General features: G+C 45.2%; 30 protein-coding genes and 1 other annotated feature. Of the genes, 22 read left to right on the top strand and 8 right to left on the bottom strand.

Going from position 1 to position 23,929, the window contains the following annotated elements; all coding sequences use genetic code 11:
* Position 1: 1 nt before the first annotated feature.
* Positions 2 to 577 (bottom strand): TetR/AcrR family transcriptional regulator, encoded by a 576-nt coding sequence (locus ADM98_RS09065; protein ID WP_053453198.1) that lies wholly within the window; start codon positions 575 to 577, stop codon positions 2 to 4.
* 210 nt (positions 578 to 787) lie between these two features.
* Here ADM98_RS09065 and ADM98_RS09060 point away from each other — a divergent pair, with 210 nt between their 5' ends.
* Entirely contained in the window at positions 788 to 1,225 is a 438-nt protein-coding gene (locus ADM98_RS09060; RefSeq protein ID WP_053453197.1) for a hypothetical protein, read from the top strand.
* Between the two features lie 42 nt (positions 1,226 to 1,267).
* Here ADM98_RS09060 and ADM98_RS09055 read toward each other — a convergent pair whose 3' ends face one another.
* Positions 1,268 to 1,747, bottom strand: a complete 480-nt coding sequence (locus ADM98_RS09055; protein ID WP_053453196.1) for a hypothetical protein — start codon at positions 1,745 to 1,747, stop codon at positions 1,268 to 1,270.
* A 201-nt stretch (positions 1,748 to 1,948) separates the two neighbouring features.
* Positions 1,949 to 2,204, top strand: a binding site (T-box leader).
* A gap of 62 nt (positions 2,205 to 2,266) precedes the next feature.
* Here ADM98_RS09055 and ADM98_RS09050 point away from each other — a divergent pair.
* The 8 genes from ADM98_RS09050 to ADM98_RS09010 all read left to right on the top strand — a co-directional run bounded on the left by ADM98_RS09050 (position 2,267) and on the right by ADM98_RS09010 (position 9,328).
* A complete protein-coding gene (locus tag ADM98_RS09050) occupies positions 2,267 to 3,493 on the top strand; it encodes an MFS transporter (RefSeq protein WP_053453195.1) in 1,227 nt (408 codons plus the stop codon).
* A gap of 19 nt (positions 3,494 to 3,512) precedes the next feature.
* The gene (locus ADM98_RS09045; RefSeq protein ID WP_053453194.1) at positions 3,513 to 4,034 is read left to right on the top strand and encodes a GNAT family N-acetyltransferase; all 522 of its coding nucleotides are present in this window, start codon (positions 3,513 to 3,515) and stop codon (positions 4,032 to 4,034) included.
* Between the two features lie 377 nt (positions 4,035 to 4,411).
* Positions 4,412 to 5,305 carry a DMT family transporter gene (locus tag ADM98_RS09040; RefSeq protein WP_053453193.1) on the top strand — a complete coding sequence of 298 codons (894 nt, stop codon included), beginning with the start codon at positions 4,412 to 4,414 and terminating at the stop codon, positions 5,303 to 5,305.
* Between the two features lie 28 nt (positions 5,306 to 5,333).
* Positions 5,334 to 5,804, top strand: a complete 471-nt coding sequence (locus ADM98_RS09035) for a DUF7878 domain-containing protein (protein ID WP_053453192.1) — start codon at positions 5,334 to 5,336, stop codon at positions 5,802 to 5,804.
* Positions 5,805 to 6,599: 795 nt separating this feature from the next.
* Positions 6,600 to 6,938, top strand: a complete 339-nt coding sequence (locus ADM98_RS09025; protein WP_053453190.1) for a hypothetical protein — start codon at positions 6,600 to 6,602, stop codon at positions 6,936 to 6,938.
* 41 nt (positions 6,939 to 6,979) lie between these two features.
* Positions 6,980 to 8,155: a hypothetical protein gene (locus ADM98_RS09020; protein WP_053453189.1), complete on the top strand. Its 1,176-nt coding sequence runs from the start codon at positions 6,980 to 6,982 to the stop codon at positions 8,153 to 8,155.
* A gap of 201 nt (positions 8,156 to 8,356) precedes the next feature.
* Positions 8,357 to 8,809 carry a GNAT family N-acetyltransferase gene (locus tag ADM98_RS09015; protein ID WP_053453188.1) on the top strand — a complete coding sequence of 151 codons (453 nt, stop codon included), beginning with the start codon at positions 8,357 to 8,359 and terminating at the stop codon, positions 8,807 to 8,809.
* Positions 8,810 to 8,974: 165 nt separating this feature from the next.
* Entirely contained in the window at positions 8,975 to 9,328 is a 354-nt protein-coding gene (locus ADM98_RS09010) for a hypothetical protein (RefSeq protein ID WP_053453187.1), read from the top strand.
* Between the two features lie 99 nt (positions 9,329 to 9,427).
* On the opposite strand, the gene ADM98_RS09005 is transcribed toward ADM98_RS09010, so the two are convergent.
* Positions 9,428 to 10,144, bottom strand: a complete 717-nt coding sequence (locus tag ADM98_RS09005) for a GntR family transcriptional regulator (protein ID WP_053453186.1) — start codon at positions 10,142 to 10,144, stop codon at positions 9,428 to 9,430.
* A gap of 173 nt (positions 10,145 to 10,317) precedes the next feature.
* On the opposite strand from ADM98_RS09005, the gene ADM98_RS09000 reads away from it, so the two are divergent.
* From ADM98_RS09000 to chbG, 5 genes are read left to right on the top strand one after another with little or no spacing between them, the layout of a single operon-like run.
* Positions 10,318 to 11,640, top strand: a complete 1,323-nt coding sequence (locus tag ADM98_RS09000) for a 6-phospho-beta-glucosidase (protein ID WP_053453185.1) — start codon at positions 10,318 to 10,320, stop codon at positions 11,638 to 11,640.
* Positions 11,637 to 12,956: a PTS cellobiose transporter subunit IIC gene (celB, locus tag ADM98_RS08995; RefSeq protein WP_053453184.1), complete on the top strand. Its 1,320-nt coding sequence runs from the start codon at positions 11,637 to 11,639 to the stop codon at positions 12,954 to 12,956. Before ADM98_RS09000 ends, celB begins: the two co-directional genes overlap by 4 nt.
* Positions 12,953 to 13,285 carry a PTS lactose/cellobiose transporter subunit IIA gene (locus tag ADM98_RS08990; protein ID WP_442855413.1) on the top strand — a complete coding sequence of 111 codons (333 nt, stop codon included), beginning with the start codon at positions 12,953 to 12,955 and terminating at the stop codon, positions 13,283 to 13,285. Before celB ends, ADM98_RS08990 begins: the two co-directional genes overlap by 4 nt.
* On the top strand, positions 13,282 to 13,584 hold the full coding sequence (locus ADM98_RS08985) for a PTS sugar transporter subunit IIB (protein WP_053453183.1): 303 nt from the start codon (positions 13,282 to 13,284) through the stop codon (positions 13,582 to 13,584). Before ADM98_RS08990 ends, ADM98_RS08985 begins: the two co-directional genes overlap by 4 nt.
* A complete protein-coding gene (gene chbG, locus ADM98_RS08980; protein ID WP_053453182.1) occupies positions 13,577 to 14,269 on the top strand; it encodes a chitin disaccharide deacetylase in 693 nt (230 codons plus the stop codon). The genes ADM98_RS08985 and chbG overlap by 8 nt, the downstream gene beginning before the upstream one ends.
* A gap of 660 nt (positions 14,270 to 14,929) precedes the next feature.
* Here the strand turns inward: chbG and ADM98_RS08970 are convergent.
* Positions 14,930 to 15,682 carry a collagenase gene (locus tag ADM98_RS08970; protein WP_235504863.1) on the bottom strand — a complete coding sequence of 251 codons (753 nt, stop codon included), beginning with the start codon at positions 15,680 to 15,682 and terminating at the stop codon, positions 14,930 to 14,932.
* A gap of 191 nt (positions 15,683 to 15,873) precedes the next feature.
* On the opposite strand from ADM98_RS08970, the gene ADM98_RS08965 reads away from it, so the two are divergent.
* Both ADM98_RS08965 and ADM98_RS08960 read left to right on the top strand, forming a co-directional pair.
* Positions 15,874 to 16,281 carry an RrF2 family transcriptional regulator gene (locus tag ADM98_RS08965; RefSeq protein ID WP_053453180.1) on the top strand — a complete coding sequence of 136 codons (408 nt, stop codon included), beginning with the start codon at positions 15,874 to 15,876 and terminating at the stop codon, positions 16,279 to 16,281.
* 77 nt (positions 16,282 to 16,358) lie between these two features.
* Positions 16,359 to 17,261, top strand: a complete 903-nt coding sequence (locus tag ADM98_RS08960; RefSeq protein WP_053453179.1) for an NAD(P)/FAD-dependent oxidoreductase — start codon at positions 16,359 to 16,361, stop codon at positions 17,259 to 17,261.
* 230 nt (positions 17,262 to 17,491) lie between these two features.
* Here the strand turns inward: ADM98_RS08960 and ADM98_RS08955 are convergent, their stop codons facing one another.
* Positions 17,492 to 18,412: an NAD(P)-dependent alcohol dehydrogenase gene (locus ADM98_RS08955; RefSeq protein WP_053453178.1), complete on the bottom strand. Its 921-nt coding sequence runs from the start codon at positions 18,410 to 18,412 to the stop codon at positions 17,492 to 17,494.
* Positions 18,413 to 18,601: 189 nt separating this feature from the next.
* Here ADM98_RS08955 and ADM98_RS08950 point away from each other — a divergent pair, with 189 nt between their 5' ends.
* From ADM98_RS08950 to ADM98_RS08935, 4 genes are all read left to right on the top strand, one after another.
* On the top strand, positions 18,602 to 18,901 hold the full coding sequence (locus ADM98_RS08950) for a hypothetical protein (protein ID WP_053453177.1): 300 nt from the start codon (positions 18,602 to 18,604) through the stop codon (positions 18,899 to 18,901).
* Positions 18,902 to 18,917: 16 nt separating this feature from the next.
* A complete protein-coding gene (locus ADM98_RS08945; RefSeq protein ID WP_053453176.1) occupies positions 18,918 to 19,118 on the top strand; it encodes a hypothetical protein in 201 nt (66 codons plus the stop codon).
* A 25-nt stretch (positions 19,119 to 19,143) separates the two neighbouring features.
* On the top strand, positions 19,144 to 19,836 hold the full coding sequence (locus ADM98_RS08940; protein ID WP_053453175.1) for a hypothetical protein: 693 nt from the start codon (positions 19,144 to 19,146) through the stop codon (positions 19,834 to 19,836).
* 109 nt (positions 19,837 to 19,945) lie between these two features.
* On the top strand, positions 19,946 to 20,248 hold the full coding sequence (locus tag ADM98_RS08935) for a hypothetical protein (RefSeq protein WP_023468098.1): 303 nt from the start codon (positions 19,946 to 19,948) through the stop codon (positions 20,246 to 20,248).
* 58 nt (positions 20,249 to 20,306) lie between these two features.
* On the opposite strand, the gene ADM98_RS08930 is transcribed toward ADM98_RS08935, so the two are convergent.
* From ADM98_RS08930 to ADM98_RS08920, 3 genes are all read right to left on the bottom strand, one after another.
* Positions 20,307 to 20,543: a hypothetical protein gene (locus ADM98_RS08930; RefSeq protein ID WP_053453174.1), complete on the bottom strand. Its 237-nt coding sequence runs from the start codon at positions 20,541 to 20,543 to the stop codon at positions 20,307 to 20,309.
* Positions 20,544 to 20,648: 105 nt separating this feature from the next.
* Positions 20,649 to 20,945: a hypothetical protein gene (locus ADM98_RS17335; protein WP_053453173.1), complete on the bottom strand. Its 297-nt coding sequence runs from the start codon at positions 20,943 to 20,945 to the stop codon at positions 20,649 to 20,651.
* Positions 20,946 to 20,990: 45 nt separating this feature from the next.
* Positions 20,991 to 21,320, bottom strand: a complete 330-nt coding sequence (locus tag ADM98_RS08920) for a winged helix-turn-helix transcriptional regulator (protein WP_053453172.1) — start codon at positions 21,318 to 21,320, stop codon at positions 20,991 to 20,993.
* Positions 21,321 to 21,631: 311 nt separating this feature from the next.
* Between ADM98_RS08920 and ADM98_RS08915 the strand changes: the two genes are divergently transcribed.
* Both ADM98_RS08915 and ADM98_RS08910 read left to right on the top strand, forming a co-directional pair.
* Positions 21,632 to 22,834, top strand: coding sequence for an MFS transporter (locus ADM98_RS08915; protein ID WP_053453171.1), 1,203 nt, complete (start codon positions 21,632 to 21,634; stop codon positions 22,832 to 22,834).
* Between the two features lie 5 nt (positions 22,835 to 22,839).
* Complete coding sequence (locus tag ADM98_RS08910) at positions 22,840 to 23,796, top strand: TIGR03571 family LLM class oxidoreductase (protein ID WP_152910994.1); 957 nt, start codon at positions 22,840 to 22,842, stop codon at positions 23,794 to 23,796.
* Positions 23,797 to 23,929 lie beyond the last annotated feature (133 nt).

The following is a 23,929-nucleotide window of genomic DNA, read 5'->3' as shown; positions in this document are numbered from 1 at the left end:
GTCAATCCAGCACGCGGACGGCCAGATTGATGACACTTTCTAATTCCTCTTGATCATAGTCTGTTTTTACGAGAACACGAAGTCCAACGAGATTATTGTGTAAGAAACGTGCTGTCTGTTTGGCATGGATGGCTGACGACACTTCACCTGTCGACTGTCCCTGCTCAATCAGTTGTTGTAGCATCGCTTCTGTTTTACGGAACATGTCCGTGACGATTTCATCAATTTTCGTATCAAGCAATGATAATTCGACTGCCGTATTGACGGACAGGCAACCTTTCGGATTGTCCGTTGCCGACTCGAGAATGAACAAGAAGACATCTCGAATCGCTTGTTTGACCGACGGGCTCCGATCGATGATTCGTTCCATCTCTTTTGTGATGAATCGTTCGTATTCTGCTAATGCGGCTACGAACAATGAATGTTTATCCCCGAAGGTATCATAGATGCTCCGGCGATGGATGCCCATCTGATCGACGAGATCTTGCATCGATGTCTTCTCATAACCTTGTGCCCAAAATACGTCCATTGCTTTTCGTAAGACGACCTGTTCATCAAATTCCTTACTGCGTGCCATGGTCATTTCCCTCGCATTCTTTTCTATTCTAGACTGAACGTTCTCAAATAGCTTATCTACAAGATACTCTTTCTAGAACGATTAGTAAAGAATTAAATCCAACTTTTTAATGACTCCACTTTTTGAAATATCCATACCCCTTTTGTAGAAGCTCATTCATGACCCATCATTCATTTTGGTAAAATAAAGAAAATACCGAGGAGGTGTCCCATGAAACGTGGCTTAGCATTAGCCGTCCTATTGATTCTCATCGTGTGCATCATCGTCTTCGAACCTTTCCGTGGCGCACCACCAAATCCAGAAGTCGAGGCGCAAGGAAAGGATGTCCCGACCGTTCAAGGCTCATATTGCTGGGATAGTTTACTCCGTAGTCAATGTGTCGATAAAACATATCGCGACGGTCTTGATCTGGTTAAAGGACAAAAGCCGATTGTCGTTTCTGCCGGTGAGCCTGTCAGTATCGAACTCTCTGGTACTATTGAAAGCATGGAACTGACACAATGGAATGACCAGAAAAAGTCTTCGAGTGTGACGTTAAAAGATGACCAATTCAAAGCACCGACAAAACCAGGTGTTTATGCCTATGAATTGCAATCTCGCTGGGAAAAAGGCGACGGACAATTCGGGTTCTCGCTAAAAGTCCAGTAAATACAAGAGCCTCCTCGACGCATCAGTCATGGAGGCTCTATTTCATCCTGTTTGATTGTAGAGTTGCACGATACCGAAGACGGTCAAGATGAGGTAGCCTGTCCCGATAAACAGAAAGACTGGACGAATCAATTGATCCTTCGGTTGGCGCGTGATGCCTTCGAAAAAACAGCTGACGATGAAACCGAGAACGATGATTCCACCATACATGAAGACGAAGGTTATGAGAAGACCAACGAGACTTGGAATCGTTAACGAAGGTGCTAACCATATAAGACCACCGACTAATACAGCGAGCACAACTGTCCCCATTACGATCCCCATCAGTGGATGGATCGTGTTCAGTCGACGGATCACATCATGACGTTTGACGATGCGCTCCACTACTGTCATCGCTGACAGACAGGTCAGTAAAAATAAGATTAAGAAATAGATCGCTTGCTCGACTGGACGAAACGTCGTGAAAAAGACAGCTCCGGTAAGAACAAGGAGTGGAGATATGAAAAAAATCAAACGTTTCATTTCTTTTCCCCTTTCGTACGACTTTCTTGAAAGTGAACGCGTGACCATAACAATGTATCATACAACCTGTTACATCTTTTACCATTTTGATCATTTATCAAATTCTGATACCTATGCATCTTTTTCAATAATTGTAAAAAAATGATAAAAATCCTTTGCGGTTTCATTCTGCATATGCTAGGATAAGAAAAATTACATGAAATAAACGCGTCGAAGAGAACAGTACGTCATCTCGGCTTTTCCTAGAGAGCTCCGATTGGTGGGAAGGAGCATCAGCCATTGACCGAACCAAGCCTCTGAGCAGCACGGTGGAACCTTTGGGGGATATCGTGACGGGTGCTCCCGTTATCGAGCTCAGGTATTTGCCGTTTGCAAGCGGTCGTACCGATGAAGGCGGAACCGGTGACGGTTTCGCGAACAGGGGTGGCACCACGACACGCACAGTCTCGTCCCCAAGACCAACGTCTTGGAGGTGGGATTTTTTTATTGGCGGAAACACTATAAAAAGGAGTGTGTCGTATGTCGAATTGGAAATACCCTGGATTACTGTTACTTGGTGTCGGTGTCTCGAACATCGGGGCTTGGGTCTACTTCATCGCCTTGAATTTGATTGTACTCGAACGAACGGGATCAGCGTTTGCTGTCTCCGTTCTCTACATTCTATTGCCAATCTCCGCGCTGTTGACGAGTCTTTGGTCCGGCAGTGTGATTGATCGCATCAATCAGCGCCGCTTGCTCGTGTTGCTCGACGTCTCGCGAGCCGCACTTGTCTTTTCGTTGACACTGATCGATTCCTTGTTTGTCCTCTACATGCTCGTCTTCATTCTGAACATCGGTAACACGCTCTTTGAGACATCGTCCTTGATTTACATGACGAAGCTCGTCCCAGAGAACAACCGTCAACGATTCAATGCCCTAAAGAACTTCATTCAATCAGCTGGTTTCATCCTCGGACCGTCAATTGCCGGGTTTTTATTTTTGATTGGTTCCCCCAAAACAGCAATCGTACTGAATGCGGGAGCACTACTATTTTCTGCTATCCTCTTGTCCTGCTTACCGAACGTTCACATTACGTCGAAGGAGAAGACACCCTTCTCACTCCGACTCATTCTCTCAGATTGGAAGGAGACGCTTGTCTTTGCACGGACGCGACGTTACATTGCTGTCGTCTACGCCTTTTATGCTCTGATGATCGTCCTGATGAGCGGACTCGATTCGCTCGAAGCCTCGTTTGCAACGTTCGTCTTAGAGCTGGACGAGAGCACATACGGTTTTCTTGTGAGTATCGCCGGAGTTGGTATTATCTGTGGCTCTGCCGTCAATGCGATTTTCACGCATCGATTGACGCTCCGCTTCTTGATTCAGTTCGGAGCACTGATGACGCCCGTCGGGTACTTGATTTTTGCCTCGGCGACGTCGTTCTTGACTTCAGCCATCGGCTTTTTCTTACTAACCTTCGCCTTAGCGTTCGCGAACACTGGCTTCATGACGTTTGCTCAAACACACATCCCCGTTGAATTGATGGGACGATTCCTCAGTAGCATCCACGTCGTACAATCGACTGGTGTCATTCTACTGACTGCCTTGATCGGTTTTTATGCCGAGACATCAATCCGCTTGACGTATACTGTCGCTTCAGTTGGCTTCCTACTAATTGGTGGATTGATTGTCTTCATCGTCCAAGACCGAACGAAGAGACATTATTTTACGACGGAAACTGACGAAACGATTACGCTTTCGTCATAATAAAGGAAGGAAGATCTTAATGCAGTTGACTGGAGAACGGATTTTTCTACGCCCGATTGACATGATCGATGCGCATGTCTTATTGGAACAAACCAAGGATGAGACATTACGTTACCTGACTGGAACGACGGCGACATTTTTGCTCGAACAGATTGAACAGCATATTCTCTCGATTCAAGCTGATGCGACGCGTCATGATTTTGCAATTTGCCTGACGTCCGGTGAGACGATTGGCGAGTGTTCGATTCTTGATATCGATTCAGATTCAGAAACGGCTGGCTTTCGAATCTCACTGCGTGCCCTCCCCTGGACCGGTCAAGGATACGGGACAGAAGCGATCGCGTGTATCTTCCGATTTTGTTTCGAAGAACTTCAGCTCAACCAACTCGAACTCGAAGTGTTTTCGCACAATGAACGAGCAATCGCTGCGTATAAGAAAGTCGGTTTTCACATCATTGAAACGATTCCTGACGCTTTACTGTATGATGGCGTTTCGTTTGACGAGATCATCATGCGAAAACGGAATCCAATCGTTGTTTAGAGAGTCAATTCTGATGTAGCACCTCTTCCGTGCTGTTGACTACATAAATCGTAATCCATATGTTTGGAAGGATCGCTATCTTTATTTTGCACCTTCAGCTTCTCGTGTCGTTCTCGTATTTCGTGTAACGCGTGACAAAAAAACACGTCTTCTTCGCATCGGGCGAAGCAATCACCAAATCGACAACTCTTAAATTCGGAGTCGAGTCGGCAACTAAGTATTTTTCGACCTATAGTATTTGAAATTTAGCATATCCAATCACTGACTGTCAGCAGACAGTCAGTGATTGCTTTTGTTATCTATTTAATAGGAGTACTTTTTTGTTACGATAAATTTAAGAAAAAATTGGAAGTAAACTACTTAAACGAGGACCTGCTATGACCTATTTCATGTATCTATTTTGTTTGATCGTCTGGGGACTGAATTTCATTGCCGTCAAAATCCAAGGAACACCTGTCACGTTGGAATTATCCTTGACCTATCGTTTAGCGATGACAGCGATTCTCTTCATCGTCTTCGCACTGTTCATCAAACGAACGAACAAACCTACCGCGACGGATTTCCCGTTCATCGTCGTGTTCGGCGTCTGTAATTTCGCTCTGAGTTACTTATGCCTCTATTACGCGACGATATTAAGCTCCGCTGCCATCGTAACCTTGATTTTCTCACTCAAAGTCATTCTGACTCCGATTGCTCTGCGCTTGTTTTTAAAAGAGACCCTCCATGCGCGCGTCTGGATTGGTGGATGTTTTGGTATCCTCGGCGTCGGTGTCCTGATTGTACCGAGTCTAAACAGCATCGATGGACTGACCGATTTGAAAGGTGTTTTGATCGCCTTAGTCGGTACGGTATTGACGTCAATTGGTGATGCCAGTTCGGCGCGTAACGCTAAGCAACGGATTAATCCGGTCTATGCGAATGCGATTGGCTTTACCGTAGCGGGTCTACTGATGGGTGCGATCGTCTGGTTCCAAGGGACACCACTTACGCTCCCGATATCCGTTACGTATCTTTCTGCCTTATTGTATTTAACCGTGATTGCGTCATTTCTCGCATGGCTGTTTTATTTAAAACTCGTCGAACGAATTGGTGGGGCGAAGAGCGGTTATATGGTGGCATTATTCCCGTTGATCGGTGGTGTTGCTTCAGTATTGATTGGTGAATCGACGCTATCTCTTCCTTTAATCATCGGTTGCCTGTTTAGTTGCATCGGTGCTTCGATTGCTCTAGGGATTCGTCCGATACGTCAACGAAACAAACTGTATACCTAAAATCAATTCATGATCCGGAGTGATGAACATGTCTTCTCAAATTACATGTACCTATGATTTTTTAAATTCACCGCACGCTATTTCAAATTCTTCAGCAAAGGATATCCCAACGATTCTGTCGATAGAAGCGACCTTTAAAATCATGATTGACCATGCACTATATCTCGAAACATCGTTATCCATCTTCGAATTTTATAAATCGTTGTATCGGTGGAAAAGACAGGTGACGTCGACCTTCACTCCTGCCTTCTATTATTTTTCGGTGGAGTTTGACCATGATGACGAAGGGGCGATCGTATCGATGGTGCCTCATGCTAAGCAAGGTAACATCCAATCGATATGGGGCGATGAACGAGTGAATACTCTTTTTCCACTCGACATCTTAGTGACGTGTTTGTTTGATTTAGAAAGGCAACTGCGATTCGATCTTGAAGCGTACTTCGACATCCAGCTGGATGCCTTTATCCGTCACATTCCCTATACGTTAGCAAAATTCTAATATAATCAGGAGACTTCTATATGCTGAATTTATCCCGCTTCCAGATTGATTTTGATATCAGGAAGCCAACACCGTATTTTCAGTCAACACCTGAACACCGTATTCGTTTTTTAATGGAGGATCTAACTACCTCGCAGTTAAAAAATATCCTTCAGACGATTTTTCAAAAAGACAGATCCATCCATCTTCTATTCGTTGCTGCATAAATCGATCAGCATCGGCGCTACTTAGCAAAGGCACGAGTAGGATCTTCGATCACGATCCGAAATTGGAAAGAGTATATCGTGCAAGAAGAAGCCGATCATACGGGTGTCGTCTACGCGCATGTGAAACATGTAAGGCTAGATGAAATGATCTCCTATTGCGTAAGTCTATCGAGGGCACTCGCAAGCTTACATCGTCTTCTATGACTCAGATTTCCTATTGTATGTATCGACAGATGTAGTAGATATCATTGGCGATGCGACAGCGATTAAGTCCCTCAAGGAAATATATGTTGAACTTTACGACCGACGATACGATGATTTCGATCGTATGATTCGTTACTAATTGATATGTAGCTTTAAATCACATCACGATGAAATAAAGGATAGAAGTTCAGGACTCTCTGAACTTCTATCCTTTTTGACGTTTTGAATCATGAGTCAATAATATCTGGTCTTCACGAAACTCTATCGACCAGTAGAAGGGATTCAATTGTTTCTTGTGGAAAAATATTCTAGTAGTTATGTCGATCATTCTTGTTATGCTTATTGTTTCCAAAATCCGTTGACAAGTTAAAAGGAGGTCATCCAATTGGGACCAACCAATGACATGTGGGTGTGGGTATTGTGCTACGCTTTCTTTTTCATCACATTTATCAGTGCAATCTTCGTTGCGATCAAGCATTCATCCTTGAGAAAAGCATCGATTCGAGCGATGTTAGCACTACTTTTCATGTCTACATTATTCATTTGGAACTCCATGTACCGTCTCGACATTACAGAATTCAGACATTTTTACGAAGGTTTGATGACACTGCGATCTTGGGCATGGATGTGTGTCTTCTTGTTTGCCTACGCATTAAAGTGGTGGTATCTCGTGTTTCTTCATACTCGTCGTCCGAGTCCCTCTCCACATGATGTACAACAATGAACCATGTTTCTTCATACAAAAAATAAAAGGAGTGGTACAGTTTGAAACTAAGTCGATTTGCATCCGTCTTTTGCCTTTCCACCGTCGTTTGGACGACAGCGGGTTGTTCCATGATGGAAGAACGAGTGACACCGCGAGTAGAACAGAACAATAGTGTAACACCTGAACAAGTGAACACTTCCTCCAAGAAAACATCGATCAATACAAAGAACCAACACCCCATCGAATTAGAAAAGCTAACAAAGCGCGTTACGTTAGGAAAAACAAAGACGTACGACCTCTCTTCTTTACTGAGCAAACACCGTATCTCGATTGATCCACAGTATTCTTATCAAAACCAGATTTTCTACTTTGATCTACAAGAGAGTAAGAGCGTCATCTATACATACGATACGAAACGACAGCATAACAAAATCGTCCATAGTACAAAGCATGCAATCCCGATGATGACGGGTACAGGTGAGTTTTTACTATGGGTCGAAACGGAACAGCCGACCAAGACCGGTGTAAAATGGTCGATTCGTCAACTGAAGATTACGACGAATCAGGTGACGACGCTTGATTCCGGTGAAAGTCGCTTCGATACATCCCCGCCGCATATTGATGTCACGTCAACACGTGCGTCCTGGATCACGCAGGAAGCGACTGAACAAAAAACGGTTTCCACGATAAAAACGTATTCCTTAAAAACCGGAAAGATCATACCACTCCAGTCCTTCATCTTAAAAACAGAAAAGACACGAGAGGGTCTATTCACATACGAGCACCGCGATAGCGATGACGGTGTGACCTTATACACGTCTCACTACAAAAACGGAAAGAACGTCCGAGTGCTTGAGACATTAGATGGTGCGTATAAAAAAGAGTTGTCCGGATTGATTGATTTCAGTCGTAGCGGCACCTATTTCGCTCTCGGCACAGAAGGCGACGCTATTTTTCAGCCCATCGGATTGAACCAAACGGCGTTGAACTATTCCGCTCCAAGTGCTCAGACGACGATCAGTGGCATTCGTTTTCTCTCGAACACACAAGTCATCTTCCGTGAAGGCATCAATCAATTGATGTATGCGGACTTAAAAGCGAAGACCGTCGCTCCTCTGACGGACTTTGAAGAGTTGGTATCCATTCCTCTCTATCAGGACGGCACTCTCACTTACTCCATAACGAACGGGAAAAACTCTACCCTGCATGTCGTACAGGTTCTACCGACTAATTAAACGATCAAGATCTTAATTTAACGAAAAAAGTCGTTTTCCGGTACTCCATCCGGATGACGACTTTTTTTCTCCAAAGCTCAACAGAGACTCAAAGGTTCTTCGTAATGCTTTTAAATGATCGTTCCACCAGCTATTGATACAACAGAATGATTCTAAAACCTAAACCAAACGCATACCAATTAATCCGTGAGGAGAATGAATATGAACATCCGACAATTATCCGTTCATGAGAATCCACCAATGGAGCTCTTGCTAATGGCGGACCCGTCTCAAAAGTTAGTCAAAAGCTATGTAAAAAGAGGTCGGTGTTTCGTCGCTGAAAGGAATGATCAATGGATTGGTGTATATGTACTTCTCCCGACAAGACCGCAAACGATCGAAATCGTAAATATCGCAGTGGATGAGTTGCATCGAGGAAAAGGTATCGGAATGAATCTTTTACGACATGCGATCAGCAAAGCGAAAACAATGGAATACACCACCATCGAGATCGGAACAGGAAATTCAAGCATTGGACAGTTAGCACTTTACCAAAAATGTGGATTTCGGATTGTCGGAATCGATATGAACTTCTTCTTGAGACACTACGAAGAGGAAATTATCGAAAATGGAATTCGGTGCATCGATATGATTCGATTATCCCAAGATATTTGAGAATGTCAGCATCCTTTTTGTGAAAAGCGTGGTTCTATCTATGACAATACAACTTGAACGATGGTGAAGATCATATTCATAAGTCATTGACGTTAAATAACATTGCAAAAATTGGATCCACACCGCATAATATGAACATACGTTCTTATTATAAGGAGGTCTACCATGCAGCACCTTCAAAAAGAAATGACTCATTCTGCACCGTTACACACCATGAAATCACCGATTTGCCTTTCCATCGATTCATCCATCCATCTTTACCATGATACTTCCGTTCCTATGACTTACAAAATGGAAGTCATGTTATTCATTGCTTTACGGGAACGAACTCCCTTATCCATGCGTCAAACCTATGATTCTGGAAGTAGCAAAGAACTTGTCTACATAGAAGAAGTGGACTTCGAGAGTCGACAGCTGACGCTTTTCCATATGAACGATTCGTCATTGTCTTATCATCGTTATATCCAAGACGATTCGTTACATGAACACCACCCTCAGCTCTTACTCAGTATGATGTAAGTTAAAACAAAACGCATGACGTCAAAAAGGTTGCATCCATTTCGATGTGTGAATGGATTCAACCTTTTTTCGCGTTTCTCGGCAACAACGTTATTCAATTTAACGATACGAGCGTTCGATCACGAAATTCGTCTTATCCCCACGGAAGTAGGAACGTGAATACTCGATAATCTGTCCCCCTTGATCCTCCGTTACCGTCTCGATGTAGAAACACGGTGCATTGACTGGGCATTTCAGATGACTACTGATTGCTTCATCGGCTAGAACGATTTCGAGAGACTCTGTCGTTTTCGACACCTGGATATCAAAGACTTTTGCTAACGTATCGAATAACGAATGCTCCGCCTGTTCCTTCGTGATTCCTGGAGCAATTGACCACGGGATGAATGAAATCTCATATTGTGTCGGTTCGCCGTCAGCATGACGAATCCGTTCGATTTTCTGGATCGGTGCCTGTTCCTCTACTGCAAAAACCTCTGTCAGGACATCCGTCGCTGAGACGACGGATAATTGGATTAGCGACACCTCGCCCCGCTTCCCTTGCACCGCTAATTGAGCGGCGTAGTTGTTCGGTGTATGCGATAAGGTCTGTCGGACTTTTTTGCCCGCAACGAACGTTCCACGTCCTTGTTGTCGAATCAAGTATCCCTCTTGCGTCAACTGGTTCAATGCTCCTCGGACCGTTGTCCGACTGACATCAAATTCCTCACAGAGCACATACTCCGTCGGGAATTTTTTCCCTTCTTCGTAATAGCCTCTCTTGATTCGCGATAGCAATTCTTCTTTAATTGCCGTCTGTAACGTTGATTGCGACATACCGCCACCTCCTCCTCTTATCCTTTGTGCCTTTATTGTGATACAGACATCATACAAATGCAAATACAAATCTTTATTTGTCTTATTTGTATTTTATTATTGTCTTAAGTTGTATTATTTGTTACATTTGTTACAACAAAAAGAAATCGCTTTCATGAGGAGGAATTTACAACATGCCACTCAAGGTCGTCATCATCGGTGGAGGCTCCAGCTATACACCGGAAATCATTGAAGGTTTCATTTTGCGTCATCATTCCTTTCCTGTCGACGAGGTCGTACTTGTCGATATTGAAGACGGAAAAGAAAAGCTCGAAACCGTTGGCAAACTCGCACAACGGATGATTGACAAGTCTAACGTGAAGATCGCACTTCGTTGGACGCTCAATCGAAGAGAAGCCCTTCAAGGAGCCGACTTTGTCTCGACACAAATTCGAGTTGGCGGTCTTGCGGCACGGGCGCTTGATGAGCGTATTCCACTCAAGCATGGCTTCATCGGTCAAGAGACGAATGGTGCGGGCGGTATGTTCAAAGCCTTCCGGACGATTCCCGTCTTGCTCGAACTCGCGGACGAGATGGCTGAACTCTGTCCCGACGCCTGGTTGATCAACTTTACGAATCCAGCCGGCATCGTGACCGAGGCACTTTTAAAACATTCCAAGCATCATAAAGTGATCGGTGTCTGCAACATCCCGTTCAACATGCGGAACTCCGTCGCTGAAATCCTACACGCCCCCGTCGAGCATGTCTCAATCGAATTCATCGGGTTGAATCACTTCATCTTTGGTCGACATGTCACGGTGAATGGTGTCGATCGGACAGAAGATGTACTCACTGCGTTGCGTCATGGAAACGACTACTCGCCAGCGAATATCGTCGGACTCGGCTGGTCCGAGTCGTTCCTGAATTCAATCAATCTGTTGCCAAACCCGTACCATCAATATTATTTCCAAACGCGTGACGTGCTCGCAAAAGATCTGCAAGCTTACGAAGAGAACGGGACACGAGCTGAAGTCGTCCAAGAAGTCGAGCGCCGACTATTCGAACAATACGAAGACGTATCGCTCGACGTAAAACCGAAGGAACTTGAGCAACGCGGTGGAGCATACTACTCGGATGCGGCGTGTAACTTGATGGACTCGCTTTATAACGACCGTGGTGATATCCAGACCGTCAATACGCTGAATCAAGGGTCAATCCGTGACTTACCGGAAGATGCGGTCATCGAGGTCAACGCTGTCATCACAAAAGCCGGACCGCGGCCGCTGTCGATCGGTAGCTTACCACTCCCCGTCCGTGGACTGATCACGAACTTGAAGACGTTCGAGGAACTGACGATTCAAGCAGCCGTCTCTGGGAAATACGAGGACGCTTATCTCGCTGCCCTTATGAATCCCTTGATCCAAGACGAAAAACGGATCGATGCCTTACTTGAAGAACTGTTCCGCGCGCATCATGCTTACTTACCCCAATTCCAGCTTAAGGAGGTTCTCTCATGAATAAGTTCATTGAAATTGCCGGGCGCATCGGTTCCCAGCGCCATCTTGTCGCCATCCGTGATGGCTTCGTCTCCGTCATGCCGCTCATCATCGTCGGTTCACTCGCGATTCTAATTAATAACTTCCCTGCCATCCAGCTCGGTAGCTGGTCGCTCGATTTCGTCGGCTCGATGAATGCTGCTTTTGGTGAAGGCAGTTGGCAACGACTCGGCGGCAACATTTGGAACGCGTCCTTCGCGATTCTCGGCTTACTGGTCGCTTTCTCGATTGCCTATAACTTGGCACGGTCCTACGATATCGATGGTCTCGCCGCTGGTATTCTGTCGATCGCGTCTTACGTCATGCTCGTTCCAGTCACGAAGGACTGGGGACTCAGCTTCGCTTGGCTCGGCGCCCAAGGGTTATTCGTCGCCATCATCGTCTCGCTTCTCGTGACGGAAGCATTCCGTTTTCTCATTCATACGAAGCTGACGATCCGGATGCCGGAGGGTGTGCCTGGTGGTGTCACCCGATCGTTCCAAGCATTGATTCCTTCGATGATCATCTTGACGGTCGTTGCTGCGATCCAGTTGTTCATCCAAGTAAAACTCGAGCTCAGTATCTTTGAGGTCATTTTTAAGGCAATCCAACAACCGCTTCAAGGCTTCGGTGATTCGCTCGCCGCCGGTCTGATCATCGCCCTGTTGAACCATGTCTTGTGGTTCTTCGGTCTACACGGTACGAACATCATCGGGTCGGTCATCGAGCCGATTTACTTACCGCTGATTGAACAGAACTTAGCTGCCTTCCAAGCTGGCGCTTCCGCCTATGACGTGCCGTATACGGTAACGAAACCGTTCCTCGATGCGTTCGTCTTCATGGGTGGCTCCGGTACGACATTGTCACTGCTACTCGCGATCTTCATCGTCGTCCGGAAACAACGCAATCATCCTTATCATCAAGTTGCTAAACTATCAGCTCCAGCGGGGCTGTTCAACATCAATGAACCGGTCATCTTCGGCATGCCGATCGTTCTCAATCCAGTCATGCTGATCCCGTTCATCCTCGCACCGGTCGTCTTGACGGTCGTCTCGTATGTCGCACTATCGACCGGGATGGTACCGAAGACAGTCGCCATCGTTCCATGGACGACACCACCGATCATCAGCGGGTATCTCGTCACCGGCGGCAGCATCCGCGGTGTCCTACTTCAGGTGTTTAATTTGACGCTTGCGACGTTGATCTATATCCCGTTCGTCGTAGCAGGAGCGCGCGCTATGACTGCCGAAATCAATCGAAATAAAGACAGCATCCACGAAGGAGAGAAAATCAGTTGAAGACAGAATCAATCCAACAATTATCGTTCATGATCATCTTACATGCCGGAAATGCACGATCAAGTGCGTTTGAGGCGCTTGCCGCTGCTAAACGCAGTGACGATGCACTCGTAAAGGAAAAGCTCGAAGAAGCTGAAACCTCGTTCCTTGAGGCACACAAGCTCCAGACAGAACTGTTACAAGAAGAAGCACGGGGCACTAGCAATGAGATGAGCGTCCTACTCGTCCACGCTCAAGATCATCTGATGACAGCGATGACGGTCAAGGAACTGGCGACTGAGATGATCGACATGATCACTAAAATAAACCGACTGGAGGAAGCGAAATGAACATCTTACTCGTCTGCTCAGCAGGCATGTCCACTTCGATCTTAGTAGAAAAAATGCGTACGGAAGCCATAGCACGAGGGCTTGACGCAACAATCGAAGCGGTACCCGAATCCCGACTAAAGGAACATACGACGATGGACGTCATCTTGATCGGACCTCAAGTCCGGTACCTCGAGAATAAAATCCGCGCAGCGGTTAACGTGCCGGTTGCTGTGATCGACAACATGGCATACGGATTGATGAAGGGAGATCAAGTGCTTGATCAGGCACTCTCCCTGACCGGCACGGCGCATGCGTAAAACACGCGTGATCGTCAATGCTGATGATTTTGGTCTGACGACGGGTATCAACCAAGGCATCATCGAGAGTCATCTCAACGGTCCAGTCCATTCGACGACGATGATGATGAACGGACATGCGGTCGATGACGCCGTCCGACTTGCTCAACAATACCCGGACCTCCATGTCGGCGTACATCTCGTGCTCTCTTGGGGAAAACCGCTCGCGTCGACGAGTCATTCGTTAATGAAGGCGGATGGGACGTTCCGTTTCACGAGTCGTTATGTTGACGAACAACCACCCGCTCCTAACGATGTCTATCTAGAATGGAAAGCCCAGATAGAAGCTTTCCTTGCAACGGGTCTACCGCTTCACCATTTAGACAGCCATCATCATATCCATGGCTGGTCAGCAATCGATTCCGTCATCGTTGAGCTCGCTAATGAATATCAAACGATGTTTCGTGCTACAGGGAACGAGAACCATCAGGATCTCTGGCTGACGAAACGCTTCGATGATCGGTTTTATGGAGATGGCGTCTCGTTTGCGACACTTGATTCGATTACACCCGGTTTATCTATTGAGGTCATGGTTCACCCTGCTAACATGGACACTTTACTTCCAAGTGTCACGTCTTATGTGAAGCAGCGACTTGTCGAGAAAGATCTTTTAACGCGCTACACTCCACCCGACTGGTGGATATAAAAACAATATCCTTACTCTCTTGACAAAACGAGAAGTAAGGATATTGTCATTTGCTTCATGAAACATCGTGCTAAGACATCACGTTATTATTTGGAATTAATTATACATATTTATCATTTAATGACATACTAATGGTAATGCTTTCGTTAGGAGGAGATCCCTTTGAAAAAACAACTTGGTTATGCTGGTTCTTTTGCGCTCTCAGCTATCGCTATCATCGCCGTTCTTAAATTAGTTGGAGTCGATATCTAAAGCAATTACTTAAATTTTTTCCTTCAAAGTCAACTTATCTCTTTATTAAAGGACTGGTGATTTCTCTTTCTACGAGATCACTGGTCCTTTTCATCTAGCAATAAGAATACCTCCGTAGATGTTAAGATTCAGAAATACCATAAGCCAGTAACAGCAAATAGGACATCATAAACAACGCAATGAGATGGATACCTACGAATAGCCATCTGAGTAAGCGATGCTTTGCTTTGTACCCTGTGTACACACCTACTAACGGAATGACAAACAGAAGTAGGAGATATGTAGTTCCAAAGCCTCTTAGACTGATTCCGCTCTTCATCACAAAAAATAAGAGACAAAAACCGATGAATGCAGTTAACGAAAGCATACTGTAACGATTCATAAGCCCTCCTCCACTACAAACAAAGCTTAGCGATTTACCGATTGAAGATCAAAGTATTTCGATAGCGGCACGATCCGCCCCTGCTCATGCCAGTTCCGATATGCTTCAAAAACACGTAAGACGTCCCCGTCATACCGCTCCTCGATAAGATGGTGGATCGCGAGAAAGCTCCGCCAATAATCAAACATGATACTCGACAGACTACCGGCATAGGAGGCACTCCCAAATTGATCAATCGAGCGCGCTCCATACTCCTTCTGAAAGAGCTCGACCAGCTCTGTCTCAATTGTCGTAATTCGCTTGAATGCTTCGTCCGACAACAAATGCTTCCGGGGCAGGTACTCACACATTCCCTCTTCAAACCAGATCCCGTCTTCTCTCTCATCGTCGAACTCATCCACGAACAAATCCAAGTGATGCGTCAGTTCATGACCAGCAATCGTCAAAACGTGATCTTCCGCGAGCGTCTCATAGAATGCTCGAATATGAGGTACATTCTTCCCGTCGAGTTGGGACAAAAATAACGTTCGCCACTCTGCAACGTCTGGTGAGATATAAATCAAGTCCTTATTCGTAAATGCTGGAATCGGAATGTCGGAAAATACCGTCGTTGCGAGTTCCGCTGACGTCCAGACGATTCCTTTCGGTTCATCAATCAGTTGATACTTCTCTCGTAAGACGGTTTGATACTCGTCCAATCGTGCTTGAAAGCGATGCGTGAACGCTTCGTATTTGTCATAGTCCGTTTTTGTCTCAAACGCATGAATCTGTTTCATCATCGCTATATCCCCCATCCTTAAGATAGTCTATTTTATTTTAACATATATTGGATAATGACTAAAAAACTACCTTCCTCAGGTGGTCGTGGATTGCAGATAAACCCTTCTTTCGTTAGTTTAAGTGATAACATTTGATATTCGTACGAATAACGGTATTATAGACATATCAAGTCTGTAATTAAGGTGAGAATATGAAATTATCAAAAGCAACCAATTATGCACTCCATACGATGTTATTTTTAGCAGTAAATCAGCCTCATGAACATGTTGGTGTCGCTTTGTTAGCCAAGCAACAAGGCGTTTCACCCACATACCTCTCGAAGATTTTAACTAAGCTAGTCAAAACGGGTATGGTGATCTCGACTACTGGAGCTACAGGTGGGTACAAATTAAAACCAAGTTGGGAAGAGATTTCATTGCTTGATGTCATCATTGCAATTGAAGGCGTACCATCCATGTCTGACGCTTGTCTCAATAACAATCCGAACTGCTTGATTCAGAAATCAATCGAGGCTGCTGAACACAAATTTTTAGATTCATTGAGACACACGCTAATTAGTGATTTATCTACTCAAGTTAATGAGACATCATCCATTTGAAAAAACGTGATGTCTTATGCTTTAATTACAGACACTATGACTCTTTAATATCTGTTATCTAAAAGGAGGAAATATTCATGAACGTATATGATTGCATCGTGATTGGCGGAGGTGCCGCCGGATCAGCTGCTGCCCTAACATTAGGAAGAGCTCGAAGAAATATTGTGATTTTCGATGATGCTACAAATCGAAATCGTGTCACACAAGAATCACACGGTTATCTCACTCGAGATGGGATTACACCGTCAGAGTTCAGGGAGATTGGATTAAAAGAACTACAAGCATATCCGTCCATCACGATTTGCAACGAAAAAGTCATCGAAGTAAAACAAGACAATCAGAATCATCTGTTTGAAGTTTCAACCGGTCAGCATCGTTATACAACTGAAACGCTACTACTCGCAACTGGAATTCAGGAAGAATTCCCCATGGAGGCAATCAAGGAGTATTACGGAAAAAGTTTGTTTAGTTGTCCCTATTGCGATGGCTGGGAGATGCGAGACTTACCCTTAGCCGTCATTGCCGAAAATCAAGCTGTTGCTCACCATTTAGCAAAACTCGTTTTCAATTGGTCGAAAGATTTAGTTGTTTTTACAAATGGTTTTGAACTATCTGAAGACGTTCGGAACGATTTAGATCGTAACCACATTCAAGCATACACAACAAAAATCAAACGTCTGCATGGAAAGGCAGGTATTCTAGAACATATTGAATTAGAAGATGGAACAATGGTTGCAAGACAAGGTGGATTCGTCGTTCCTAAATTCCATCGTTCAAACGATTTGGCTCAACAATTGCGATGTACATTCGATGAGAGTGGAGCCATCGTAACAGATGGAACTGGTCATACATCCGTCGAAGGCGTATACGTTGCCGGAGAGACTGAAAAAAGCGGTCCTTCTTCTTTATTGCTGGCAGCCGCTGATGGTTCCCGTGCAGCTGCCAGCATCAATTTCGATTTATCATCTAAACGTTTTTAAGACGTCAACAAGAATACATCCTGTATCATCTTTGAGATGATACATGCGTTGAATAACCAGTTTGCCAAAGTGAAACTAAATCAAAAGCCTTCCCGATACAATCGAGAAGGTCTTTTTTTAATGATATTATTTATGCTGAACGATATCGTAGTTCATTCGTTTTTTTTATGTTATACATTTTTCTCGAGCAATGAACACTCAAAAACAATGGCTTCCAAGCTACTGAATCATTATATTTCTTCTGCAATTAACACGACGACGTTACCGAATTTTTGCCCAGCGTCGACATAACGATGAGCTTCGACGATCTCATCAAGGGAATAGATATGGTCGATAACGGCTTTAAATCGTCCCGTTTCAAACAGTTCATTTAAATAGTGTAGATCCTCTTTTCGTTCTCTCGCGACACCCTGCCCCGCGACGGATGCAAAGGCACCGTTTTGTTTGACGTGCCGTTTCGCTTGCGTTTTCTTGATCTTTCCAGATGCATCGAAGACGGCATCGTACTTCAGCAACAATCCATCATAGCCATCCCTTGTATAATCGATGACGTGATCAGCACCGAGTTCTTTGACCCGCTCCGAGTTTCGTCCACTACAGACAGCCGTCACCTGAAGCCCTTTTGCTTTGGCGATCTGAACGGCAGCCGTTCCGACAGCGCCCGACGCACCGTAAATCAAGATCGTCTTCATCTGATCGATCTGGAGTTTCCGGAAGAAATGGAGCGACGTCGTTCCACCGAACGGGAGACAAACGGCTTCCGCGTAAGACGCATGCTGCGAGATTTTAGACAAGCAACGCTTCTCAGATACACAGGCGTATTCCGCGTATCCACCGAAGCCAAAACCGATCAAAGCATGGACACGGTCACCGACTTGGAACTGCTTGACGTCCTGACCGACTTCGACGACTTCCCCGGCAAGAACGACGCCAAGAATCGGTTGTCGCGGTCGTTTGAAACCAATAGCCAGACGCATCGGAAGTTTCCCTAACAGCGGAACATCAAGCGATCGCATGCGACGATCTCCAGAATGGACGGCAGATGCATACACTTTGATGAGCAAATCGGACGATTTCGGAACCGGACGAGGTACTTCTTTAATATGCAAAACGTCCGGTGGTCCGTAGCGGGTACAGATGGCTGCTTTCATCGTTATTCCTCCTCTGATCGAGATGATCGTATTCCCTTAATCATACGCCGCTTTCGATCTAAATTCCTGTCATTCTGGAGTAAGAAAGATTTTTCTGATTTACATCAATCCGAGTAACAACTGGTAAAATTTATATAATAATACAATTTCATCTAACCCTATTAATTGACGAAAGTAGGTGCCTGATGTATGCCGACACGTCGTTGGCTTTTCGCTTTTATTCTATTCCTTTGTATGCCGCTTGGTGCCTGTACACACGAAAATGATGCTCGTGTCGTCGAACAGATTGTCGGTAACACGCTGTTCGTTGCTCCAAGTGAACAAAAACCGGACGAGCAATATGCATTAACGAAGATTCGTATCACGCCGGATACGCTTATATATGGAAAAACGGATAACCAGGCTGCTATTCAGACGGGGGATACGATTCAAGTGACATTTGAAGAAAACTCGATTGTCGCGACAGAAATCCGTCGAACGAAAAACTAAGAAAGAGGGCTTATCCATGATCGTCCAAGTACTTCGCCATCTACGCAATATTTTCATGAGCATTATCCTTATTTTCGGTTCATCCTATTTTTTTCAAAGAAGTTCTGGTGATGAATTTATCGGTTTATTTGTCATCGGAATGATGGGAGCGATTGGTTTTTGCATGACTCTAGGACTACTCTGGTATCTCAAACGAAAAGAATCGCACGGTTTTTAATAAGTTTTTCAAAGGAGAAACAATCATGGTGGTCCGTACTAAAAAATCAGATCTCATCCAGTTGAAAGTACTCTTCATTATTATGGTTATCCTAGCTATGATTAGTTCCGTTTTCACGTATCATTCTGTCGACGCGGCGACAAAAGAATATACATCATACAAAAAACTAAAACTCGGCATGACCGCGACAGATGTCGCAAAATCGCTCTATGGAAAATCGTATAAGAAATATATTAAGAAAGAGCATGGCGTCACGACACTCAATCACAAGGTAGTATTGAGTGAGATCAAAGACGACTATGCTTTATACGCTTTCTCATTTTATCCATACGATGAAAAAAACGATCATTGGTCTTTACAGCGAATGCATCTGATCTTCAAAACGAAACAAGAAGGTCACACGTTATATCTTGTGCAAAAGGAATACACCCCTAAAACGCCTTCGAAAAAACGACTCTTACCTGGAAAGAAATTTAAACCAGGCATGACGATAGCTGAATTCGATCATATTCTTTCAGGTAAAGGGCTCGGTGTCATGACGGCTCACCGCACAGAAGATTACTCTAAGATCGGAAAAGCCTATGATGATAGTACAGTCGAGTATCCAGAAAAACAGACATCGCTCTTTTACTCGTATCGGAATCCAACGGGTGATGAATGGATGATCGTTGAATTTAAATATGATTTCGATCAAAAGAGATACATCGCTCAAAAATAACGAGTATTCATCTTCGGATGAATATTTTTTTACTTTTAATTGAAATTGATTGAATCTTTTTACATAAATATTCGTAAAAATCTTTATACACGAAAGGAGCTCGACACACATGTATGATTTGTTATTGGCCGTTGGTATTTGTCTCGTTGGCTATTGGTTCTACTACGTCTTCTTACTCGGATTCAAAAAAGGAAACATCGTCATGACGTTTAATGAACGGTTCATCCATCATGAAGACCATATTCAAGCTGTTAAGCGAAGATTAAAGGATGACGGTCGCCACTTCGAGTATCTTGGCGATCGCAAATTCATCGTTGATGGAAAACCGTATCTGTTCATGGAACGGACGGTTCCGGGTGACTTCGGTCCCCTGCAACAGACGATTCTTAAAGGTCAACGTAAAGCGTTCTAACCAAAACATCGCTCCTTCTGTCGATGACAGAGGGAGCGGTGCTCGTTTCATTCAAGTGTTATTCAGGTGTATGTACATATAACGCATCAATGACACGTCGAATCGCGGGTAATGAATGTTCTAAATCGATCCACACCTTAAAGTAATACTCGAAAAAGACACCTTGCTTCCGCATCCGCTCTAATGTATTGATGGGATCTCCCTCAATCGTAAAGTCAAGGCTCGTATAGTTCGAGTATGAATCGCTGAAACCTCCGTCTTCCTCATCGTAATCTTCTTCAAAGTAGTTTTCCATCCGTTTCTCATTTTGTACATCTATTTCACGATAAAAGGCTTGGGTTGAGTCTTTTGGAATATCTTCATGAAACTTCTCGCCCGTATCATAATTCTCTTGATGATGTCATTCCCATAAGACGACCCACTTTATGACCAATTCATCGATTAAGTAATGACCAAGCGCCCGGTCCATCCGGCAAAAGTTAAACCGAAACGTCCGTTCACCAAAGTTTGTCTTCAGATCAAGGACGACTTTGATGTCGTTGGTTTCCGGCGGATGGCCGAAAAATAAGATACCGTGCTCGAATCCTTGTGCAAACTCATCAATTGACTGCCTTCTGCCGCATCTATCCTCGAAACTGACTGTAATCGAATCGAACCGAATGATTGGTTGCTCAATCTTTCTCCCCCCACCATACATATGTATTTAAAAAAGTGAGTCTCGAATGAGTCTCACTTTTGTTCGTCATGACGAGACGACTTCTCCACCCGTCAAATCAATATGTCCTTCTCCCCACGCGCACATCGCGTCAAGTATCGGCTTCAGTGACCAGCCGTACTCGGATAACGAGTAGACGACTTTCGGTGGGACTTGTTCAAAGACCGTCCGAATGATGACGCCGTCTTCTTCTAACTCCCGCAATTGTTGTGTCAGCATCTTTTGAGTAATCGTTGGCATCAACTTGCGAAGCTCACTTGTCCGACGTTCGCCTTTAATCAAATGACACATGATGACGACCTTCCACTTTCCACCGATAACTTCGAGTGTCGCTTCGACCGGGATATTGTATAGCATGTTCGTTCCATCCTTTCGTGATTCCGTTGAGAGCATAGGCACTTTTTAGTGCCTACCGTACTTGAAAGTGCGTACTTCCCAAGCGGATTGGCTGGCTTTATGATAGCAATTGTTAACGGAAAGTACAACCTCCTTTTAGACCTTGCATCTCAAAGGAGGAGTAGGGTACTTTTTAGTGCCTATAGCACTTTAAAGTACGTACTTCCCGAAAGGTAGCACCCCCGTTATGCTGGAGTCATGTCAATCGGATCACGTTCGGTCGGGCCCACCGGACACGATCTTTACTGAAATCATTTTTAGGAGGAATCCCCATGAATCAATTAAACTCACAGATCCAGGAGGAACAGGTCCCAAGAAACGGCGGACTTGCGCTGCTCGCTCTAGCAATCAGCGCCTTTGGGATCGGTACGACGGAATTCGTTCCAGTCGGACTGCTCGCAGCAATCGCTGGTGACTTAAATATTGGTATCACTTTAGCTGGTCTCATCATCTCTGGTTACGCAATCGGCGTTGCGGTCGGTGCACCACTGTTAACAGCATTAACGAACCGAATAAATCGGAAAACGTTACTGATGGCACTAATGGTCGTCTTCATCGCAGGTAACCTTGTTTCTGCGATTTCGCCGACATTTGAATTGTTGATCATCGCTCGTTTCATTACCGCTTTTTCGCACGGTGTCTTCTTCTCGATTGGTGCGACGATTGCCGTCCAACTCGTACCGGAGCATAAAAAAGCGAGCGCCATCGCCTTGATGTTCACAGGTCTGACAGTCGCAACCGTCACAGGTGTGCCACTCGGGACATTCATCGGTCAATCATTCGGTTGGCGCGCGACGTTCTTCGCGGTTGCCGCACTCGGTGTCATCGCGATCATCGCAAGCTTCTTCTTGATTCCAAAGGACTTGAAACAATCACCACCTGCTAAGTTCTCCGACATGTTCAAACTGTTGACGAACGGACGCTTGATGCTCGGATTTTTGATCACTGCCCTCGGGTACGGTGGAACGTTCGTCGCCTTTACGTATTTGACACCAATCATGCAAGACGTCACAAAAGTCAGTCCAAGCTTAATCAGTATCATTCTGCTCGTTTACGGAATTGCGGTCGCAATCGGGAACACGGTCGGCGGAAAACTTGCGAACGGTAACCCGATTAAAGCGTTGTTCTATATGTTCATCATCCACGCGATCGTCATGATTGCTCTCTCGTTCATGATTCCGTTCAAAGTCGCCGGTATCATCGGTATCATCTTAATGGGGCTCCTTGCCTTCATGAACGTACCAGGTCTCCAGCTCTATATCGTCCAATTGGCTGAAAAATATGTCCCAGCAGCAGTCGATGTCGCCTCTGCCTTAAATATCGCAGCCTTCAATATCGGCATCGCACTCGGAGCAACGATTGGTGGTCTCGTCACCGATACGATCGGTCTCGTCCACACGCCATGGGTCGGCGGGATCATGGTTATCCTTGCCGTCATCTTGACAGGTGTCTCGCGTCGTCTCGAACATCAATAAGGAGGATTACTATGTTTAACGATCATGCAAGTTATCAGCGGATGTACCGGGAGGGCGAGCTCACACTCGGTCTCCACGTCCCGCTTGAGAATTTCAAGATGCGAACGCCGACGCTCGCCAATCAAGTCGAGCTCGCACAAAAAGCAGAGGATTATGGTTTTACGACGCTCTGGTTACGCGACGTTTTATTAAAAGATCCTTATTTTCTTGATCCTGCTGTCGGACAGATTCACGACATGCTGATTTATGGAACACACCTTCTTAGTCAGACGAAGCGGATCGCTCTTGGAACATCAGCCCTTGTCCTGCCGCTGCGTCACCCGTTACGTTCCGCGAAGGAAGTCGCGACGATCAATGCGCTGTTCCCAGAGCGCTTGATCCTCGGTGTCTCATCTGGTGACCGACAAGCCGACTTCCATGGACTCGGTATCGATCATCCAAGTCGTGGTGCTCAGTTCAAGGAAGCACTCCAGGTCATGGAACAAGCCTTATATGAAGACTATCCGCAAATCGACTCGACATATGGTGAAGTCCGTGGCGCGACGCTCGTCCCGCGCCCGAAGAAACGAATTCCGACGATGATTACTGGTTTTGCACAGCAAGACATGGACTGGCTCGCGAAAAACGGTGACGGTTGGATGTATTATCCGCAAGGTCCGTTCGAACAAGCGCGTGCCATCGAACAATGGCGTGCTGCCAGTCAAGAAGCCGGTAACACAACGTTCCGCCCGTTTTCGATGCCGATGCATCTCGACCTTTCCGCAGATCCGAATGAGGAAGCGACACCAATTCGACTCGGTTTCCGGATCGGTCGCAATCGGTTGATCGAGTTGCTTGCATTGTACCGTGAGCTTGGCGTCAATCATCTGTTCTTCGCTTTGTTCGACGGTGAACGCTCAGCGGAAGACGTCATCGATGAACTCGGAACGTATGTCGTACCGCACTTCCCGCCACTCGTCTAATTCGTAAGGAGCACTGTTCAGTTGAGCAGTGCTCCTTTGATTTTTGTTCACAATTTCAAAAAAGAGCATACTTACCCCTTTACTTTTAAGTTCTCGTGAACTTATAATAAATTCAAGATAACAATTACCTTTA

The organism is Exiguobacterium sp. BMC-KP (genome assembly GCF_001275385.1).
Lineage (GTDB): Bacteria > Bacillota > Bacilli > Exiguobacteriales > Exiguobacteriaceae > Exiguobacterium_A.
Note: the sequence above shows the minus strand (reverse complement) of the source record. Positions and strands in the feature narration are given on the sequence as shown.

Coding starts and splice junctions, on each gene's coding strand:
- ADM98_RS09065 (WP_053453198.1), bottom strand. CDS start 577: ATGGCACGCAGTAAGGAATTTGATGAACAGGTCGTCTTACGAAAAGCA.
- ADM98_RS09060 (WP_053453197.1), top strand. CDS start 788: ATGAAACGTGGCTTAGCATTAGCCGTCCTATTGATTCTCATCGTGTGC.
- ADM98_RS09055 (WP_053453196.1), bottom strand. CDS start 1,747: ATGAAACGTTTGATTTTTTTCATATCTCCACTCCTTGTTCTTACCGGA.
- ADM98_RS09050 (WP_053453195.1), top strand. CDS start 2,267: ATGTCGAATTGGAAATACCCTGGATTACTGTTACTTGGTGTCGGTGTC.
- ADM98_RS09045 (WP_053453194.1), top strand. CDS start 3,513: ATGCAGTTGACTGGAGAACGGATTTTTCTACGCCCGATTGACATGATC.
- ADM98_RS09040 (WP_053453193.1), top strand. CDS start 4,412: ATGACCTATTTCATGTATCTATTTTGTTTGATCGTCTGGGGACTGAAT.
- ADM98_RS09035 (WP_053453192.1), top strand. CDS start 5,334: ATGTCTTCTCAAATTACATGTACCTATGATTTTTTAAATTCACCGCAC.
- ADM98_RS09015 (WP_053453188.1), top strand. CDS start 8,357: ATGAACATCCGACAATTATCCGTTCATGAGAATCCACCAATGGAGCTC.
- ADM98_RS09010 (WP_053453187.1), top strand. CDS start 8,975: ATGCAGCACCTTCAAAAAGAAATGACTCATTCTGCACCGTTACACACC.
- ADM98_RS09005 (WP_053453186.1), bottom strand. CDS start 10,144: ATGTCGCAATCAACGTTACAGACGGCAATTAAAGAAGAATTGCTATCG.
- ADM98_RS09000 (WP_053453185.1), top strand. CDS start 10,318: ATGCCACTCAAGGTCGTCATCATCGGTGGAGGCTCCAGCTATACACCG.
- celB (WP_053453184.1), top strand. CDS start 11,637: ATGAATAAGTTCATTGAAATTGCCGGGCGCATCGGTTCCCAGCGCCAT.
- ADM98_RS08985 (WP_053453183.1), top strand. CDS start 13,282: ATGAACATCTTACTCGTCTGCTCAGCAGGCATGTCCACTTCGATCTTA.
- chbG (WP_053453182.1), top strand. CDS start 13,577: ATGCGTAAAACACGCGTGATCGTCAATGCTGATGATTTTGGTCTGACG.
- ADM98_RS08970 (WP_235504863.1), bottom strand. CDS start 15,682: ATGATGAAACAGATTCATGCGTTTGAGACAAAAACGGACTATGACAAA.
- ADM98_RS08965 (WP_053453180.1), top strand. CDS start 15,874: ATGAAATTATCAAAAGCAACCAATTATGCACTCCATACGATGTTATTT.
- ADM98_RS08960 (WP_053453179.1), top strand. CDS start 16,359: ATGAACGTATATGATTGCATCGTGATTGGCGGAGGTGCCGCCGGATCA.
- ADM98_RS08955 (WP_053453178.1), bottom strand. CDS start 18,412: ATGAAAGCAGCCATCTGTACCCGCTACGGACCACCGGACGTTTTGCAT.
- ADM98_RS08950 (WP_053453177.1), top strand. CDS start 18,602: ATGCCGACACGTCGTTGGCTTTTCGCTTTTATTCTATTCCTTTGTATG.
- ADM98_RS08945 (WP_053453176.1), top strand. CDS start 18,918: ATGATCGTCCAAGTACTTCGCCATCTACGCAATATTTTCATGAGCATT.
- ADM98_RS08940 (WP_053453175.1), top strand. CDS start 19,144: ATGGTGGTCCGTACTAAAAAATCAGATCTCATCCAGTTGAAAGTACTC.
- ADM98_RS08935 (WP_023468098.1), top strand. CDS start 19,946: ATGTATGATTTGTTATTGGCCGTTGGTATTTGTCTCGTTGGCTATTGG.
- ADM98_RS08930 (WP_053453174.1), bottom strand. CDS start 20,543: ATGGAAAACTACTTTGAAGAAGATTACGATGAGGAAGACGGAGGTTTC.
- ADM98_RS17335 (WP_053453173.1), bottom strand. CDS start 20,945: ATGTATGGTGGGGGGAGAAAGATTGAGCAACCAATCATTCGGTTCGAT.
- ADM98_RS08920 (WP_053453172.1), bottom strand. CDS start 21,320: ATGCTATACAATATCCCGGTCGAAGCGACACTCGAAGTTATCGGTGGA.
- ADM98_RS08915 (WP_053453171.1), top strand. CDS start 21,632: ATGAATCAATTAAACTCACAGATCCAGGAGGAACAGGTCCCAAGAAAC.